The 16,562-nt window shown below is 41.8% G+C and carries 14 protein-coding genes; 8 read left to right on the forward strand and 6 right to left on the reverse strand.

Going from position 1 to position 16,562, the window contains the following annotated elements:
- Positions 1-2: 2 nt before the first annotated feature.
- Positions 3-2,666 (reverse strand): Tad domain-containing protein, encoded by a 2,664-nt coding sequence (locus C0V70_RS02565; protein WP_102242300.1) that lies wholly within the window; start codon positions 2,664-2,666, stop codon positions 3-5.
- A 361-nt stretch (positions 2,667-3,027) separates the two neighbouring features.
- Here C0V70_RS02565 and C0V70_RS02570 point away from each other — a divergent pair, with 361 nt between their 5' ends.
- Together C0V70_RS02570 and C0V70_RS02575 are read left to right on the forward strand one after the other, a co-directional pair.
- Complete coding sequence (locus C0V70_RS02570) at positions 3,028-3,432, forward strand: hypothetical protein (protein WP_133566683.1); 405 nt, start codon at positions 3,028-3,030, stop codon at positions 3,430-3,432.
- A gap of 137 nt (positions 3,433-3,569) precedes the next feature.
- Entirely contained in the window at positions 3,570-4,040 is a 471-nt protein-coding gene (locus tag C0V70_RS02575; protein ID WP_102242302.1) for a single-stranded DNA-binding protein, read from the forward strand.
- A 54-nt stretch (positions 4,041-4,094) separates the two neighbouring features.
- Here the strand turns inward: C0V70_RS02575 and C0V70_RS02580 are convergent, their stop codons facing one another.
- A complete protein-coding gene (locus C0V70_RS02580; RefSeq protein ID WP_158649536.1) occupies positions 4,095-4,565 on the reverse strand; it encodes a CBS domain-containing protein in 471 nt (156 codons plus the stop codon).
- Positions 4,566-4,771: 206 nt separating this feature from the next.
- On the opposite strand from C0V70_RS02580, the gene C0V70_RS02585 reads away from it, so the two are divergent.
- Positions 4,772-5,128, forward strand: coding sequence for a hypothetical protein (locus C0V70_RS02585; RefSeq protein ID WP_133566685.1), 357 nt, complete (start codon positions 4,772-4,774; stop codon positions 5,126-5,128).
- Here C0V70_RS02585 and C0V70_RS02590 read toward each other — a convergent pair.
- From C0V70_RS02590 to C0V70_RS02605, 4 genes are all read right to left on the reverse strand, one after another.
- Positions 5,125-7,188 carry a DUF748 domain-containing protein gene (locus tag C0V70_RS02590; RefSeq protein WP_102242305.1) on the reverse strand — a complete coding sequence of 688 codons (2,064 nt, stop codon included), beginning with the start codon at positions 7,186-7,188 and terminating at the stop codon, positions 5,125-5,127. The genes C0V70_RS02585 and C0V70_RS02590 overlap by 4 nt on opposite strands.
- 27 nt (positions 7,189-7,215) lie before the next feature.
- Positions 7,216-8,187 (reverse strand): thioesterase domain-containing protein, encoded by a 972-nt coding sequence (locus C0V70_RS02595; protein WP_102242306.1) that lies wholly within the window; start codon positions 8,185-8,187, stop codon positions 7,216-7,218.
- An 88-nt stretch (positions 8,188-8,275) separates the two neighbouring features.
- Positions 8,276-10,303, reverse strand: a complete 2,028-nt coding sequence (locus C0V70_RS02600) for a hypothetical protein (RefSeq protein WP_102242307.1) — start codon at positions 10,301-10,303, stop codon at positions 8,276-8,278.
- 38 nt (positions 10,304-10,341) lie between these two features.
- On the reverse strand, positions 10,342-11,439 hold the full coding sequence (locus tag C0V70_RS02605) for a 3'-5' exoribonuclease YhaM family protein (RefSeq protein WP_102242308.1): 1,098 nt from the start codon (positions 11,437-11,439) through the stop codon (positions 10,342-10,344).
- A gap of 56 nt (positions 11,440-11,495) precedes the next feature.
- Here C0V70_RS02605 and C0V70_RS02610 point away from each other — a divergent pair, with 56 nt between their 5' ends.
- The 5 genes from C0V70_RS02610 to C0V70_RS02630 all read left to right on the forward strand — a co-directional run bounded on the left by C0V70_RS02610 (position 11,496) and on the right by C0V70_RS02630 (position 16,562).
- The gene (locus C0V70_RS02610) at positions 11,496-11,966 is read left to right on the forward strand and encodes a hypothetical protein (protein ID WP_102242309.1); all 471 of its coding nucleotides are present in this window, start codon (positions 11,496-11,498) and stop codon (positions 11,964-11,966) included.
- 2 nt (positions 11,967-11,968) lie between these two features.
- Positions 11,969-13,012, forward strand: coding sequence for a hypothetical protein (locus tag C0V70_RS02615; protein ID WP_102242310.1), 1,044 nt, complete (start codon positions 11,969-11,971; stop codon positions 13,010-13,012).
- 216 nt (positions 13,013-13,228) lie between these two features.
- Entirely contained in the window at positions 13,229-14,242 is a 1,014-nt protein-coding gene (gene gap / locus C0V70_RS02620) for a type I glyceraldehyde-3-phosphate dehydrogenase (protein WP_102242311.1), read from the forward strand.
- A 3-nt stretch (positions 14,243-14,245) separates the two neighbouring features.
- Complete coding sequence (locus C0V70_RS02625) at positions 14,246-15,451, forward strand: phosphoglycerate kinase (RefSeq protein ID WP_102242312.1); 1,206 nt, start codon at positions 14,246-14,248, stop codon at positions 15,449-15,451.
- Positions 15,452-15,521: 70 nt separating this feature from the next.
- Positions 15,522-16,562 (forward strand): type III polyketide synthase, encoded by a 1,041-nt coding sequence (locus tag C0V70_RS02630; RefSeq protein WP_102242313.1) that lies wholly within the window; start codon positions 15,522-15,524, stop codon positions 16,560-16,562.

The following is a 16,562-nucleotide window of genomic DNA, read 5'->3' on the forward strand; positions in this document are numbered from 1 at the left end:
AATTAAAAATCAAGAAAAAAGGGGCTGTTAAGATTAGTTGTGGCATCAGATTTGACCGGGTTTTGCATTGGCAAAACAGGCAGGTCTGAGACGGGCTTTGTGTCTGATTCAAGGTACACATTGTCTTTATAACCGCTAATAAGCTTATTTAGAGCAACAAACTTAGTTGAATAGAAGTTTCTGCGCAATGAGTAGGTCCCCGTGTCAGTAGTAACCCCAATAGGATTTTGAGCGGTCGCATCGGCCCCCCCACCTTGGCGCATTCCCGGGTAATACGCAGTCATTGTCGTATTATTCGGCAGTGGGTTGTAGTAGCTGGTCGTATAGAATAGGTCGCCGTTAGGTTGGTTGACCTTCTTGTCAATGTACTCAATCATCAGCGATTCAAGCGGAACGATCCCGCATTGAATCTGAGATTTCGTAAAAAAATGATAAAACTTCGAGGCCATATCGCCGTGGTTACAACCTGCAGGACTAGTTGGGTCAGGGCTGGAAATTTCAGGTGGAATTGCGCTACCACCGGCCGCATTGGCATGGATACTTTGACCGGCCTGGGCACTGAGGTTAGTTGAGTTTCCTTTCCCTTGGTCAAGGCTATAAATCTTTCTGGCCACTTCAAGTAAAGCGGCCGTGTAGGCTTCAATCGCGCCTTGGTTGGCACTCATGTAAGTCATAACGATTGTTCCAACTTCAGACGATGTTTTGTAGAGAAGTTCTGGCCCAAGCAAAGGAGCAAAGAGCTGGTATTGAAATGAGTTGGGCATTCCAGTATTCGGGTCCAGCGTTTTTTTCACTCTTGGAGCAGCATTACTCTTAGCTTCACCATCGTGAGAAAAATCGGGGATCATGTAGTTGGCCGCATCGTATTTTGTCACTCTTCTGGCCGAGACGAGAGCGCGGATCAAATCAGAAGACGTCATGTTTTTACCAGTGAAATCTCCACCCAGTGCCTGTTTTAACTTTCTTACCTGGTAAGAGTTATAAAGGCCTTGTGATTCTTGAGTGCTCATAAAAGCAGAAATTCTTGGAGTGATAGTCTGAATGCGAGTGACCCCACCAGTGTTTTGAGCTGCAAGGTCGCTGTCTGTGTCGAAATCGTAAATCATATTAGGGATACCGTATGAAATCGGTGAACCCGAACCTGGAACTCCACCAACCAGAGAGTTGAGGTCATTGGCCCAGAAAGTTTCGCTTGAAGGAATTGGCATACCCGGAGCATACCCAGTCGATACCTGGATTCTAATCCCTCCGATATATGAACTGCTTCTCGCGTTTTCGTCTTCTCTTGGGACAACTGATCTGTCACCATCCGTGAAGTTAAAAAGTCTTGGACCAATTCTTCCACCGTATGGTTTAGCAGCAGCATAGGCAGTCAGTTTAAATGACCCTGATTGATCGCCTTGTAAGCGAGGGAAGAAAAGCCCGGTGAACTCAGCTTCGCCTTTTACTGCATAGTAAGTCACGACGGCAGGATTTTTAACGAACCCTAAAAGGTAACCAGGAACAGGCATTGCTGATTTAGAAACAAAGCAGCTCGATTCCATTGCTACGTTTGATTCAAACTCATTTCGAGTCGTCGCAAAAGTAGAGAACATCGTAGCGTAGTTAACTGGCACGGCCTGTAGATCGAGATAGTGTTTAGTCAAAGCAGTCATACTTGATTCACCTGGGTAGGTGAATGTCGTAGGGATTAAGAATCCTGAGACTGATTTCTCCGGTGCTTGAAAAGGTTGTGGAGAAATTTCTGTGAGCTTAAAAGTCGCTGCTAATTCATCTTGAGCAACACCACCAGAAGAGATGTTGTCTTTGTATTTTCCTCCACCCAGGTTCCTGAAGGCGGACATGAAGGCCTTGGTTGGTCTTTCGTTAAGTCCAATATTTTGTCCGACGGAGGCAAAGTTATTCATGTTGTTTGCAGTGATCTCAGCTACCGGAGGACGATTAACAATCATTTCCAGGTTTCTCATTCTCATTGCCAGCTCAAGAGCTTCTGGCCATGCCCCAGTCCTGTTTGTTGCAATCAGAGGTGCACCAGGAATTTCTTTTAATCCTGAACTATAGGCCCATGAAAGAGCTGCAAGGAAGTTAATCTGTGTTCTTGCCGAACAGTTGGCCCCTTTTTCTTCTACCAGTTTGTTGACGAATGCTTCGTGAATTTCTGAAATTCCTGCTACTCCAATTGCTGGGAAGCGAGGGATCCCCGGTAGGTTATAAAGTGTACAGATGTCGTTAGAAGAGTTGTTGTGAATACAGATCGTAGGAACGTTGTATTTATCGTAAGCGTTTCCACCTGAACCTAAGTTTGATCCTGAGACGTCGGCGTTAGGTGTTTTTAAAATATAATTTACACGAGTGTTCGATGATAGAACGTTGTCTGAAAGATTGTTGTTTACTCCCTTAACCAGACCCATCTGCCCTAGGATGTAGTATTTAAACATCCATTCTTTGTAAGTGTTTCTCATCTCCCAGTTTACGTAGGCGATGTTAGAGAGTTGGCGTGCCTGAGTTGCGGCCCCTGAGAAGGCGGCGGCGTCTACAGCGTTTTGCAGGTTGATTTTGGCCTTTACGAAAAGTCCTACGTTGACGATAAACGCAAGCATTCCCATCACCAGCAATAAGGTGACACCCATGAAGATACTGAGCTGTCCGCGGTTACTTTTAATCACTCTATAAAACTCACTGTAGTGTCTCAATGCTACCGAAGGCGAAATTCATGGTCAAACAATACATTGAAATCAGGTGCTCATAGGACCAGTTGGTGGTCCTATGACTTGGCCCGATTATTGAAGTTGATAAAAACAGTTCTAGAGACCGAGTCTAGATAAAGCGGAACGTTGGTTGTATCTCGGAAATCCCATCACTACCTTCTTCATACCGTGCACGGTGCACTCCACACAATTTCAAACACCAGAACCCGCGGGGGTTCTGGCTCGCCTTATTTTATTGCCCGACTTTCCTGGTATGGGAAAAAATGTGCCCTCTAAAAATGCCCGTCTTCATTGGGTAGAATAGGAGATGGAGGATCATGTGAGAAATCAACCAAAACCCTTAGTAGAGCGCGTATACAAATATAAAAACAAAGACCGCAATTTTTTCTGTCCGCTTTGCCGTACAGAAAGAAACGTCACTGTATCGCCTAAACTCACTAAGAAAAACCTCCTGCAAATCACCCTGACAACTATCGTTTTAGGGGCCGCTCTATACCCATTTTTTGGGGTAGAGAGCTTCGTGATCTTTTTTGCGATCTGGGGAGCTTTTGAGCTTGCCGTTCGTTCGGATTATAAAAAACAGATCCCCTGCCAGCACTGTGGATTTGATGCAACTTGGTATAAGCGCGACGTAAAAGTTGCGCGTCAAAAAGTTGCGGAATTCTGGGCGCAAAAACAGACGGTTAACCCGTCAGTTTCTAATAATCAGGCCAAGCCTTCTTAGCTATTTCGGCCAATTACAATTTGTAAGACATTTCCTCTTTTGCTCCTGTAACTTTTAAAGTTTAATGGCGGTCATTAAACACACACAATGTAGCGGTCAGTTTCATACGTTAGTATTGACCGTGAAAAACACAGGAGATCTCAATGAGTGTTAACAAAGTAATTATCCTTGGACGTCTAGGACAAGACCCAGAGTTGAAATACACTCCAGGTGGAATGGCAGTTTGTAACTTCACACTAGCGACAAGCGAATCATGGGCAGACAAAGCAGGACAAAAACAAGAAAGAACTGAATGGCATAGAATTGTTGTTTGGGGAAAACTTGCTGAGCTTTGCAACCAATACCTAACAAAAGGAAGACAAGCGTACGTTGAAGGATCACTTCAAACTCGTTCATGGGACGATAAGAGCGGCCAAAAACGTTACACAACAGAAATCAACGCTAAGACTATTCAGTTCATCGGTGGAGCAACTGCTGGTGCTGGTGCAAATGCTGGAGCAGGTAAAGATATGAACCAAAGCGGTCCATCTTACGACTCAAGCATGGTTAACCAAGATTACGACATTTCGACAGACACAAACTTCACATCTGACGACATTCCGTTTTAGTCTTTAGCTTTCTAACTAATCTAAAAAGAAGAAGGGCCTCGATTGAGGCCCTTTTTATTTCTTGTGACTATTTAAATAGTAAGACATCGTCCACTGAGTCCAGTTCGGATTGTGATCCATTTTTTCCAGTGTCTGAAGAATGTAGGCAAGCATATCAGTTGTTGTCACGATACCAGTAATATCGTGCTCATCGTTTTCAACAATCAGCGAAGAGATTTTTTCTCTAATCATTATTTTAGCAACGGCTTTCAAGTCTGTTTTTTCATTCACCATATACACAGGTGAGTTCATAAAACTTGAAACTTTGTTATCCGTTGGAGTCTCACAGTAGTATTCATCAAGCTTCTTAGCGACCATTGCTTTTTGAACATCGCGGTCACTCAGGATACCAATAATCCTTTGATTGTGATCAACAACCGGAAGGTGGCGGATATCTTTTTCCTTCATCAATCTATAAGCATCAATGATAGGGACGTCGTTGTTAATTGTGATGAGGTCTTTGGACATAATACTTTCAGCATTCATAGTGTCTCTCCTTGATAGTGATAATCTCACTTCATGGGATGGGCCTCTATGATTTAGCTTAGCTATTAAGATAATTTGAAACATTCTTGAAAAAGCCTAAGTGGCAGATATTTGACTCCCCGGCAATTTTTTCTCATTTTTTCTATTATTTTGCTCAACTTTTTATTTCAAAGCCCGACTTGTTCATTAAACAAGTGAGGTTTTTTATGAAAAAGATGATCGTTTTGATCGGCCTTTTGATGTCCATGACTGCGATTGCAGACGACATTATCAAAATGCCAGTGCAAGACTTTAATCCAACACCAGATATGGATTACATCTATGAAATAAAGACCACTAAGTTTGATAAAGTCTTACTCGATTGCCAGAGCCTTGTCACGGGGATGACTTTTTCTGATAAGGGCCAGCTAAAGAGCAATGTTTATCTGGATATGTTCATGTGTGATGAACTTGTCACTTACTTGATTGAATCCAAGAAAGAAAATCTTCCGGTGTGTATTGGGCTTGATGCTGAGTATAGTGAGCTTTATATTACACGTGAGACTGGGGATGAGTGTAATTAATCCGCTTTAAAGATTAAAACCGCCCCCGATTTCCCAATCGAATCATCATTCTTTTTCCCCGCCATGACAAAAAGTCTCTCGGCGCTAATTCCTTTTTTAGCAAGAAGGTTTTGAACGAGCTGAGCTCTCTTAAGTCCAATTTCTTTGTATTGGGCTTCTTCAATAACCGGTTGCTCTTTAGCACCTTCAACTACAAATTCTTTTTCAGAGCAAGTTCCTAAGATTTCCAAACGAAGCTCCGGCCTTTCTTCCAAAATCCTGGTGACACTGTCAATCTTAGTTTCATTCCCGGCCTTAAAAGTAATTAGCTGATTTTCAAATTCAATCAGCTGGACTTCTTTTCCAATTCCAAAAGCATCTGCCAGAAAATCAAAAGGGGACAACGCGATATTAACAATCATATTAAAAAGCGCAGTCCTGATGGCACTGCCGTAAGAGAACTTGGGAGAGTTCGTTTCCCCTTCAAGAGGAAGATTGAATTTGATCTGACCTTTGCGGTCTTTTAAAAGAGCGACGGCAAGCTTTAGAGGAAGATTGGTTGAGTTCTTACTTTCAACTTTTTCTCCTAACGTAAACTGATCTAGGCGAACTTTGTTTTTCCCTACAATCCGGTTTTTCTTTAGAGTGTAATTGACGTCAAGGAAGAGCTTCCCTTTTTTGATCTCATAACCCATGAAGTGGCCCGAGTAGGGAGTGAATGTGGTCATCTCAATATTGGCAAACTTCACATCGAGGTTTAAGTCGAGAGGTTTGATACTTTGGAAGTAATAACCTTTTGAGGTGAATTTTCCTTGGTCTTCCACCATTCCGTTAAGGGCGATATCAATTTTATTTTCTGGATTATTAGAAAGAGGGCCAATATCACCATTGAGAGTGTGAATGTGGGCGATAAACTTCGGTTTTATTTGCCAGTCGTTGTAGTCGAGCTGGCCGTTAATGAGTTTAATCTTGTTAATTTTGTAATTTAAACCAGGCTTCTTAGTTTCGGCAGTTGCAGTTTCAGAAGTTGTCGGCGCAACTTGAGAGGCTGGAGTTGGCTTCATCAGTTCTTTATAATTTAAAGTTCCATCTGGCTTTAGAAGAACATAACTTTTAAGTTCATCAAAGACCATCGCTTCAAGGGTAAACTTCGCTGGCGCTGTCGAATAGAAAAGCGATTGGAAATCGGCCTTCTTAATCTTTAAGATGTCAGTTTGATCTTTTGTTGAAATAAGAGAGAAGTTATTAACTTGCGCATCACCTTTAATGCTAAAAACGGCTTTTTCGTAATCAATGCTTCCATTAAAATCGAGACTGCCTTGGTTGAGGCTTAAGTAAGTCGTATTCGACATATAAGCCGTTAGGAAATTAAGTGGGAACTTCTTTGCCGTTAAGTGAATATCGGCCGAAGGAGGAGAGAGGCTCACTTTTCCTTTGAGAAGCAGGCTTCCCTGGTCTCCAAGATTGATAAAGAGACTCTCTAGTGCGGATTGATTTCCAATCGTCGTACTAACATTCGAGGCCTTTAAACTCAAAGGTCCAAGAGGAAGATTAACAGGAGTAGGATAATTAAAGTCTCTGAATTGGAAATAGTCTTTATCGAAAGAAAGCTTCTTTAAAACCAAAGTCCAGGGAGCTCCTGAGGATTCTTTTTTCTCCTCAGCTTTTTTAGGTGCAAAAGATGTCCAATTGTTTTTTTGTTGTTTGTAAAAACTTAAATAAACGTGAGCGCCTTCAAAACTTGCTTCTTTAAAAGTGATCTCTTTAACAAAGAGAGGGAAGATTTCAAGGTTGAGATAGAGGCGCTCAAACATCAGGCGATTTTTATCGATTCCTCCTGATGTCGTATCAGGAATGGCGAATTTTTTAACTTCTAATTCAAAAGTATAGGGATTGAAAAAGATTTTTTCGATTTGAACTTTTTCTTTGTAGCTTTCTGCGATGAATTTTTCGACCTGGGATTCCATGATTAATGGAACGATGAAAAAACCAAAGAGAGTGTAGAGGGCAATGGCCCCAATAATAATATTGCGTGGAAGTTTATAAGTTAAAAACGTCAGGGTATTTAATAAGGTTTTCATTGGAGAAGAGTTTAAACTTTTTAGACTCTAAAGACTATTTTTTATCGCATCCAAAACATCTTTAATCTGACTAGTCTCACTAATCTCAATAAAGATATCTTCCTGTCCTGCATTACCCAGAACTTCATTAATTTTCTGGAAGATCTCAAACTGTACTTCAGGACTGTCGTCCATCTTCGAGTGCATATCTGAACGCAACTCATTTGTGACGTCAGTGTATTTTGTGTTGCGGGCAACCGTCGGGTCGCCATGAACGAAAGGAAGAATTCCTTCGCCAAAGAAGTTTAGATTACTTTTAACGTTAATAGGAATGATGGTTTTATTCATCCCAACGGCATCGATTGAAACCAGGAGGTCAATAGGGCGGAAACCGTTTTTCGCTGAGTTTAATTCATTGGCCACTTCAATGGCCGTGTCTCCACCAAAGCTGTGTCCTACGAGAACGACAGGTTGATCTGGAGCGTGCTTTTTGATTTCGCCGACGATCTGGTCGTGTTCAGTCCAGTCAAAGCGTTTAGCGCCTGGAAAGTTATCAGACATTTCTTTAATGCCATCGCCATTAGAAATCCCAAATGCTGAAAAGCCCTCGATGAAAATAACAGCTGGCTTTTTAATGAAGTGAGGTGGGGCATCTGGTTTTTTATCAGAGATTTTATTTTCAATAGACTTCGTGTTTTTTGGAACAACCACTGGCATAACAGGAGCTTTCGCAATCGCTTTAGCCACAGATGCCGCTTTATCCATTACCGATGAAGAAGGAGTTGATGGTGATGACGATGGCTGCTCTGGTGCTGTTTCAGGCGCGGGTTCTGCTGGAGTTGTCGTCTCCTGAGCTTTCAGCATTTTTGCCTGATCAGTGATTTCTGCTTTTGGCAGACCTTCAGCAGTCTTAGTAGCATTGGCAGTTTCAGACAGAAGTTTTCCATTCCCTCGAAACGGTTTTAAGTTTTGGAGATTGGAATTTTTTACGGGAGCTTTATCTGCTACTTTCGTCGTCATAGCCCTATTATAAAGGTCCTCTGAGTTTTAATCCTACATAGGTAAATACTCACTGGCCTTTAAATTGGACTATGACACTCAAGTAAGTTTAATCTTCTGCAGTTATGAGCCCAGAGCTGCGGCTGACCCAATAAAGCATCAGGTAATCAGACGAGAAGGACTTCGTAGACTTGTCAGAATTGATATGTACCGGGAAAGGGATGTCCTTCCAGTAATAAGTTGTATTCCAAGTGCTACCTTCAAAGTAAGGGTAAAAGTAAGCTCCTTGTTGAAGCTCGGCCACATTGAAATCTTCTTTCATCTTTCTAAAACCAGTTAAACCTTTCCAGGGCTGGCGAGGCCAGGCCGAGATCGACCAATCCGGACGTTTCGGAAGATCAGCGCCTGCGTTTCCAACAAATCTTGGAGCAGGAACTTCTTTTAATGTCCAAAGAGCTTCACGCGCTCTTGCTTCAAATTTTTTATCTTTGCGGGCCTTTGGAGAATAAGTATAAGCGACGAGAGTCACAAAACGGCGGTGTCCGTTTTTGTAAACTTCATCAAGCTCTATTAAACTCGCTTCTGCTTTTGCATGAATTTTTTTATTGAAATACTCATTTGGGAAAACTTTGATCAACTCTTCTGAAACAAAGTATTGAGACATAATCGAAGACATCGTCAGGTGAATCCCAGACCAGTCAGCAATACCTTCAATATAAAGTCCGGCATCAAGATGAGTGAAGTTTGAAATGAATGATTCGAAGTTAAGCATCTTCTTTTGAAACGTCAGTAAGCTTTCTTCGTCTTTGTTCCAAAGAGCATCAAGACCTTTGGCGATCCCAAAGTTAAAGCTGCGCTCTTCGATGGCCGTGGCAGAAGGAAAAGACTTAACGGCCTTTTTAATTCTCTCAATGAGTTGAACTTCAGAAGGATCAACCATCTTGTGAGCAAGGACCAGGGTCAAGAAAATTCCTTTGGCCATGTCGTTGTTTCCTCTCTTCATCCATTTTAGATGAGAGTACTGACCTGTTCCCTGAATCCATTCATCACTCCAAACTTCTGAGGCCGCAGAGATGGCCAGTGTTCTGGCAAATTGTTTTGGGTCATTAGGGATTTCAAGTAATGTCAGAGTTCCATTTAAAACTTTTTTAAAGTTGGTCATGGCCTCAGGGTCTTTGGTCATTTGGTAACGAATGACTTGCGACCATCCATAAATCCCGGTCCAAAGAGCAGAGTCGCCTTCAGGGCCCATTCCGATTTTGTTGCCGGCACTATCGATGCGTGCGACTTCCAGCATTCCGGCATCGTTCAAATTTAATTTTTGAGTTTCATTCGTCAGGAAATTCTCTTTATAAGTCAGAGTGTGTCCGTAAGCATTTTTTCTCATTACGGCTTCGGCAAGTGAAAGAGGGTTGACTGTTTTATTGGTAATTCTTAAAACGTTTGGATTTTTTAAATAGAAGTCAGCATCTGTTTTATCTTCAACCCAAATCTGTTGTCCTTTTTTGAATACTTCCTTATCTTCGTAAATTTTAATTTGTGGAAGTTCTCTATACGCTTCAATGACTTTGTACATTCCGGCGATTTTTGAAAGCATCGTAATGAAAGGGTGCTTGTCTCCATTTCCAACGAAACTCGTTCTTTGATCCACCCATAATGGATTCTGGCTGGCATCTTTTAAGCGCGTCCATGTTTCCTTAATAACACCGTCACCTTTAAGTGTTGCAGAAAATTCTGAAGTTAATCCTTCCAGAGGAAGAGTGACTTTTACCGGGATAAGTTCTTCTTTGGTGGCATCGTAGTCTTCAAAACGAGTCAGGACATTTGAAAGTGAAAGAGAAAAATCAAAACCACTCGGTGTAACTTTTCCCGACCACACTGATTCAACGGCCATGCCTTGATAAGAGTAATTTTTCCATTTTACAATACGCTGGACGACTCCGCCGTGAACCCAGGCACGCCCACTGTATTCACCTTTAATGTCGCTCACACCGACAACTTCATATTCACCATCAGGTGAGTGAACTTGAGCAATGGCCCTCGATGGACTATACCCATGGTTAAAGTAGTGGAAGCTGACAACCGCAGGGACTGCCAGAATACAAAAAAAGAAGAGTGAATGTTTAAACGTTTTCATAAGGAACTTATCGTCAGGCGATAGTAATCCTTAAATGTTTAGTCCTCGACTTTGAAGTCCTTTAAAAGATTCCCAAGTGATGATTTTAACTCTTTATTATTGTTACCTGAGGCCTTAGGAGCTTGCGGAGCTTCATGGGCCACTGCAGGTGAAGGCTTTTTGTCTTCATCAACATAATGAGTGAAGCTTGGAAGTTCGCTCTTATACACAATGCGGTCCATGTGTTTTACAAACCCACTCCAGTGCCCAGTACTCGAATCGTGTTTTTTGATTTGTTCAAGTGAGCCCATCTTTGAGTCCATTAAATCAATTAAGTGAACCAGGTAAGCTTCTGATGTGTTCGGTATTTTTGGAGATCCGTATTCGTATTCACCATGATGAGCAAGCAGGATGTGCTTGATATGCATCTTCATGTTGTATGGGAAATTTTTAATTTTAGCAGCGTAGTGATCGACGATTTCAAGTCCTTTCACCAGGTGACCAACGAGTTTTCCTTCCTCTGTGTAATCGACAACCGGGCCTTCAGTGAGTTCGTAAATTTTGCAAAGATCATGCAGAATACAACCGGCCACAACGTAAGACTTATTCACCTTATAATGAGGAGAGAGAATCACTGCGAGTTTTGTACATGAGAGGATGTGCTCTAAAAGACCTGATTGGTAAGCATGGTGAATGCTCTTTCCCGCTTGCCAGATTTTAAGACGGCGAGCGATTTCCGGGTCGTGAAGAATCGAATTCAACAAGTCCTTAATATAGACTTCATCAAGTGAGTCGACGATCTCTAAGAGTTCCTGAAACATTTTTTCCGGAGCACTTCCGGCCTTTTGAATATAGTCTTCGCGGTTGAATTGCTCTTCACCGAGTTTAGAAAGTTCATTTACGATGAGCTGGAGACGGCCTTGGAATTGATTGATCTTACCATTGACGATGACCACATCACCTGAGCGGATTTGTCCGATAATCGTTTCGGCCCCATGCCACTTGCGGGCCTCTATTTCTCCAGACTTATCGGCCAAAATAATGTTGAGATAGCTTTTTCCATCCTTTCCTTCGGCACTATTGATGTATTTTACCAAAAAAGGAGAGAGGACATCGTCTTTTGAACCAAGCTGATTGATGAATTGGGTCTTATTCAAGTGGGAACTCCTAAAGGTCTGTGCTTTTTAAACCGAAAATCTTTAAGGAGATTTTCATGTCAAAACTAATGTATTTAATCACATTTTTATCGGTTGTTCTTTTTAATTCTGAAACTTCTTTTGGGCAAGAGCTAAAGAAAGAATTAGGAATTTGTGGAAAGAGCATGAGCGCTATTTTTAAGATCGCACAAAAAGCACCACCAGTGCTCGATGGCGCTTTTATGAAAGAAGATGAGTTCTGTGACAATGGTCGCTATGAAGAGAATGCTAATTTCATTATTAGGCTCTACAACGCTGAAGATAAACTTGTTTACGACAAGCGTGTTTATTTAAATCCAATGGTTTTTCACGAAGGCTTCACTGATAAAAAGGACCCAGGGGCGATTAAGAAAACAAAGATCACTCAAGATGCAAACTCGCGTATTGTAAAATTCCCGGTCTCTAAAGAAATGGGAACAATTACAAAATATAAAATTGAATCGCTTGAAGATAAAAAGACTTACGAAATGCAAAAAATAAAGTGGTAGTTATGAAAAAGAATTTTAAACAAATCGCATTAGCAACTTTTGTTATGGGGATGACCCAATCAGTGCATGCTTACAAGTATGTCATTTACACTGATGAAACAATAACAAAAAAATCAGAAGAAGTCGCAGAGATGATGAAATCAACTTACCCCTTCAACAAGTTTGATGTGGAAGTAGAAATCGTTCGCGTCTCTCCTGAGGAGTTGGATTGCGGAAGTTCTCTGGGAATTGACCGTCTGGTGACTTGTAAAAATTCTGACAGCATTCAGGCCCAAGCGGCCAGGCGTGGTGGTGATCAGGCGATGATTGTAAAAAATATGAGTAAATGGGGTGGGTCAAGTTCTGTTGGTGGAGGAGTGCCGGTCATTACAACGGGGACGAGCTCGCGGGCAATGTTGCACGAGTATATGCACACTCTTGGTCTTTGCGATGAATATGAATACAGTGCCAGCGAAGCAGAGATTTATTGCGAAAGAGAAAGAAGCACTCCTAATTTAGCTTATATTACACCAGTACCACCTTATGGGAGTGACCCTGAAGCTAAAGGATTGCACGGAGGAAGTATTCCTTGGAATAGTGACATTTTAGCAACAACTCCGATTACCACTGCCGGGCAGCTGGGAACAGGGGCCGTTGATTTTAAAAAACAAGCTCCACAAAACAACACGACAATAGCTATGGTTCTTGCTGAGCCAACTGGCCTTTATCGTGGGCAAGTCTGCAACAAGGCCAAGACTCCTAGATATTCATGGCACCCGGGAGGGACTTCTACTGTTATGAACAATGTCGACGCAGGGCTTGGGGCTCCGCTTGAGAGAATTGTTGAAAGGCTTCTTATTTCCAAAGGGGTCGACAAAAAGCTTCAGTTCGCTGAGAGCGAACCTAATGTTTCAGATGAAAAGAAAAATGAAGAAAGAGGAGGAGATGTCGTTGTCGATTCGAAGCCTCAAACGTCAATCAACGACACGGCCAGAGGCCTTTTCAAGTCGTTCTTCTCGTGGATTAAAGAGCTCTTTGAGTCTATCGGGCGCTCTCTGTCTCGTTAATCGAAGTATTTCAGTCAATTTCCGGGGCGAAAGCCCCGCATTATTTAAATAAATCATGCTTAATCACCGGGTACGGCCCGGTGCGTTTTTCAGGTCTAATTTTCCTCTCAAAAACTTCTGTCAAAACTTCCATTGACCTTTTACACTACACTCTCTACAAGTATAAAAAATTGACGAATTTTCGCTTTATACGCCTACATATTTCATGGAGTTTTTATGACTAAAATTAAAGTTGGTATTAACGGAATGGGACGCATCGGAAGAACTGTTTTACGCGAGTTTTTCAACCGCAATGAATCTGAATTCGAAATCGTTGCAGTTAACAACCCAGGTAAAGCAGAACAATACGTTCACCTTTTAAAATATGATTCAGTTCACGGACCATTTCAAGGTGATGTTCATCTTGAAGGTGATAGCCTGAGTGTTAACGGTAAACTTCTAAAGTTCTACTCTCAAAAAGATCCATCAGAAATTCCTTGGGGAGATCTTGGAGTTCAAGTTGTTATCGATTCAACAGGTGTATTCAAAGATAAAGAAGGTCTTTCAAAACACATGCACGGAACTGTTAAAAAAGTTATTATGTGTGCTCCCGGGAAAGGACTTGATGCAACTTTCGTAATGGGTGTTAACCACAACATTTACGATGCGGGAAAACACCACGTGATCTCAAATGCATCTTGTACAACAAACTGTCTGGCTCCGATTGTAAAAGTTCTTAACGAAAAATTTGGAATTGAAACTGGATTCATGACAACTGTTCACTCATACACATCTGATCAAATGCTTCTTGATGGATCACACTCTGATCCTCGTCGCGCTCGTGCAGCTGCAATGTCGATTATTCCAACGACAACAGGAGCAGCTAAGACTGTAGGAGAAATCATTCCTGAACTAAAAGGGAAACTGGATGGATACTCTTTCCGCGTTCCAACTCCAAACGTTTCTCTAACAGACTTCGTTGCAACTCTTAAGAAGCCGGCAAGTGCAGCAGAAATCAACGCTGCTCTAAAAGAAGCAAGTGAAACATCACTCAAAGGAATTCTACGTTATGAAACAGAAGAACTTGTTTCAGTAGACTTTATGGGAATGAGACACTCTTCATGTTTAGATGCTTCTTTAACTAACGTGATTGGAAACACTGTAAAAGTTGTCTCTTGGTACGATAACGAAGCAGGATTCTCAAACCGTGTTCTTGACCTTGTTAAGTTCATCGGTTCAAAAGGACTATAATCCATGGCCTTAAAATTTATTACTGAAGAAAGTTTTAAAACACTCGCTAAGGACAAAAAAGTCCTGGCGAGATTTGATTTCAACGTTCCAATGGATAAAAAAGATGGAGCGGTGATTGCTGACACGACAAGAATCGATGAAGCGATCCCGACGATCAAAGCTATCCTTGAGGCCGGGGCAAAAAAAGTCATCCTGATGAGTCACTTCGGTAGACCAAAAGGAAAAGTGGATATGCAATATTCACTTGAGCCAGTGGCAAAATGCCTTGCTGAAAAACTGGGAATGGAAGTGACATTGACTGAAACGGCACTTGACCGTGGAATCAAAACTCTTCTGGGCCTTAACGAATCAAAAATCATCCTGCTTCAAAACCTTCGTTTCCATCCAGAGGAAGAAGGCAACGACCGTGAATTCGCTCGTCAGCTTTCAACTTACGGAGACGTTTTTGTGTTCGATGCTTTTGGTGCCGCTCACAGAAAGCACGCTTCAACTTACGAGATCAATGCGTTCTTCAAGAACAAAGCTTACGGCGGACTTCTTTTAAAGCGCGAAGTTGAGTCTCTGGACCGCATCGTAAAAGACCCTAAGAAGCCTTTCGTTGCTGTTGTTGGTGGAGCAAAAGTAAGTGACAAGATCAAGATCATCGAAGCGCTTCTGATTTCTGTTGATAAGCTTTTAATCGGTGGAGCGATGGCCTATCCGTTCTTAAAAGCTCAAGGTCACACTGTCGGTAAGTCACTTTGTTCCGACGAAGATGTCACTTTAGCAAAAAGAATTCTTGGTATGCCGTCTAAAAATAAGATTGTTCTTCCAAGTGATCACCTGTGCTCATTAACTTTTGGTGGAGAGCCGGTTGATGTTGGCCAAACAAACATCGAAGGCGATCTGATTGGTCTGGATATTGGGCCATCGACAATCGTTAACTACAATGATTATTTAAGAAACGCTAAGACTGTTCTATGGAATGGTCCAATGGGTCTTTTTGAAAACAAAGCATACGCAAAAGGAACACTAGGAATTGCAAAAACATTATCTGAGCTAAAAGACGCTTTCACTCTTGTAGGCGGTGGAGACTCAGTTAATGCTGTCAACCAGTCAGGTCTTGCGAGCAAAATGTCTCACATCTCTACAGGTGGCGGGGCCTCTCTTGAGTATATTGAAAACGGGACTCTTCCTGGTATTCAAGCTCTTAAATTCGGTATTGATTAGTCTTATTATTGCCTTTTAGCAGAATTAGTTGTTTCATATTTAGAACACAACGACATTCTGGTAAAAGGCAATGCATAGGTCCACTCCTAAAATTCTTTCACTCGGTTTATCACATCCCCAAAATAAGTTCTCTCAGAATGAAATTGCCACTCTTATGAATGTGACGAGTGAGAAATCAAAACGCTTCTTTAAACACGAACACATTGAAAGCCGCTACCTGACCTTATCTAAAAACAATTTCGCTGAAGAGTCTGCATTTAACCTTCGTGAGAAGTTTAAAAAAAATGCGATTGAACTTATCGGCGTCGCTGTTGAGAGGGCCTTAAAACAAAAAGGTCTAAGTCCTTCAGACATTGATTATATTTGTTGTGTGACTTCAACCGGCTTTCTTGTTCCAGGACTTTCTGCACTTATTTTAGAACCATTAAAATTCAGAAACAATACTCAGAGACTCGACATCGTCGGCATGGGCTGCAATGCCGGATTAAACGGTTTAAATGCAGTTGCGAGCTGGGTGAATACTAATCCAGAAAAAAAGGCCTTACTCATTTGTTGTGAGCTTTGTTCGTCGATCTACACTTTAGATGACAGCGAGAGCACGGCATTAGTCAATAGCCTCTTTGGAGATGGTGTGGCCGTCGCTTTAGTTGAACAAAAAGAAGAGAGTGGAAAAGCTTCGATCTTAGGATTTGAAAGTTACTTAATCCCGGACTCACTTCCAATGCTTCGCTTTGATTGGGACGAAGAGAAAAACCGCTACCGCTTTTTTATCGGAAAAGAGACTCCAAAGTTTCTGGCCCGAGAAGTTGAGAGGCCACTGACTACTCTTTTAGAGCGTTTTAACTTAAAAAAAGAAGATATCTCCCATTGGATTGTTCACTCGGGGGGCGCCAGCATTCTTGATGGCATCGAAGAGAAGCTAGGATTTAAGAAATCGGATCTTCGCCACACGCGCACGATTCTAAAAAACTACGGCAACATTTCCAGTGGAAGTTTTCTTTTTAGCTATCAGGAACTGCTGAATGAAGGAAGTGTTAAAAAAGGGGATTACGGCATCATGATTACCATGGGCCCTGGGCTTACAATTGAAATGGCCCTTTTAACCTGGTGA

The organism is Bacteriovorax stolpii (genome assembly GCF_002872415.1).
Classification (GTDB): Bacteria; Bdellovibrionota; Bacteriovoracia; order Bacteriovoracales; family Bacteriovoracaceae; genus Bacteriovorax; species Bacteriovorax stolpii.

Bases quoted from the DNA above. Each gene is read 5' to 3' on its own strand.
- C0V70_RS02630 (WP_102242313.1), top strand. From the start codon at position 15,522: ATGCATAGGTCCACTCCTAAAATTCTTTCACTCGGTTTATCACATCCC.
- C0V70_RS02580 (WP_158649536.1), bottom strand. From the start codon at position 4,565: ATGAATGCTGAAAGTATTATGTCCAAAGACCTCATCACAATTAACAAC.
- C0V70_RS02625 (WP_102242312.1), top strand. From the start codon at position 14,246: ATGGCCTTAAAATTTATTACTGAAGAAAGTTTTAAAACACTCGCTAAG.
- gap (WP_102242311.1), top strand. From the start codon at position 13,229: ATGACTAAAATTAAAGTTGGTATTAACGGAATGGGACGCATCGGAAGA.
- C0V70_RS02610 (WP_102242309.1), top strand. From the start codon at position 11,496: ATGTCAAAACTAATGTATTTAATCACATTTTTATCGGTTGTTCTTTTT.
- C0V70_RS02585 (WP_133566685.1), top strand. From the start codon at position 4,772: ATGAAAAAGATGATCGTTTTGATCGGCCTTTTGATGTCCATGACTGCG.
- C0V70_RS02615 (WP_102242310.1), top strand. From the start codon at position 11,969: ATGAAAAAGAATTTTAAACAAATCGCATTAGCAACTTTTGTTATGGGG.
- C0V70_RS02600 (WP_102242307.1), bottom strand. From the start codon at position 10,303: ATGAAAACGTTTAAACATTCACTCTTCTTTTTTTGTATTCTGGCAGTC.
- C0V70_RS02595 (WP_102242306.1), bottom strand. From the start codon at position 8,187: ATGACGACGAAAGTAGCAGATAAAGCTCCCGTAAAAAATTCCAATCTC.
- C0V70_RS02590 (WP_102242305.1), bottom strand. From the start codon at position 7,188: ATGAAAACCTTATTAAATACCCTGACGTTTTTAACTTATAAACTTCCA.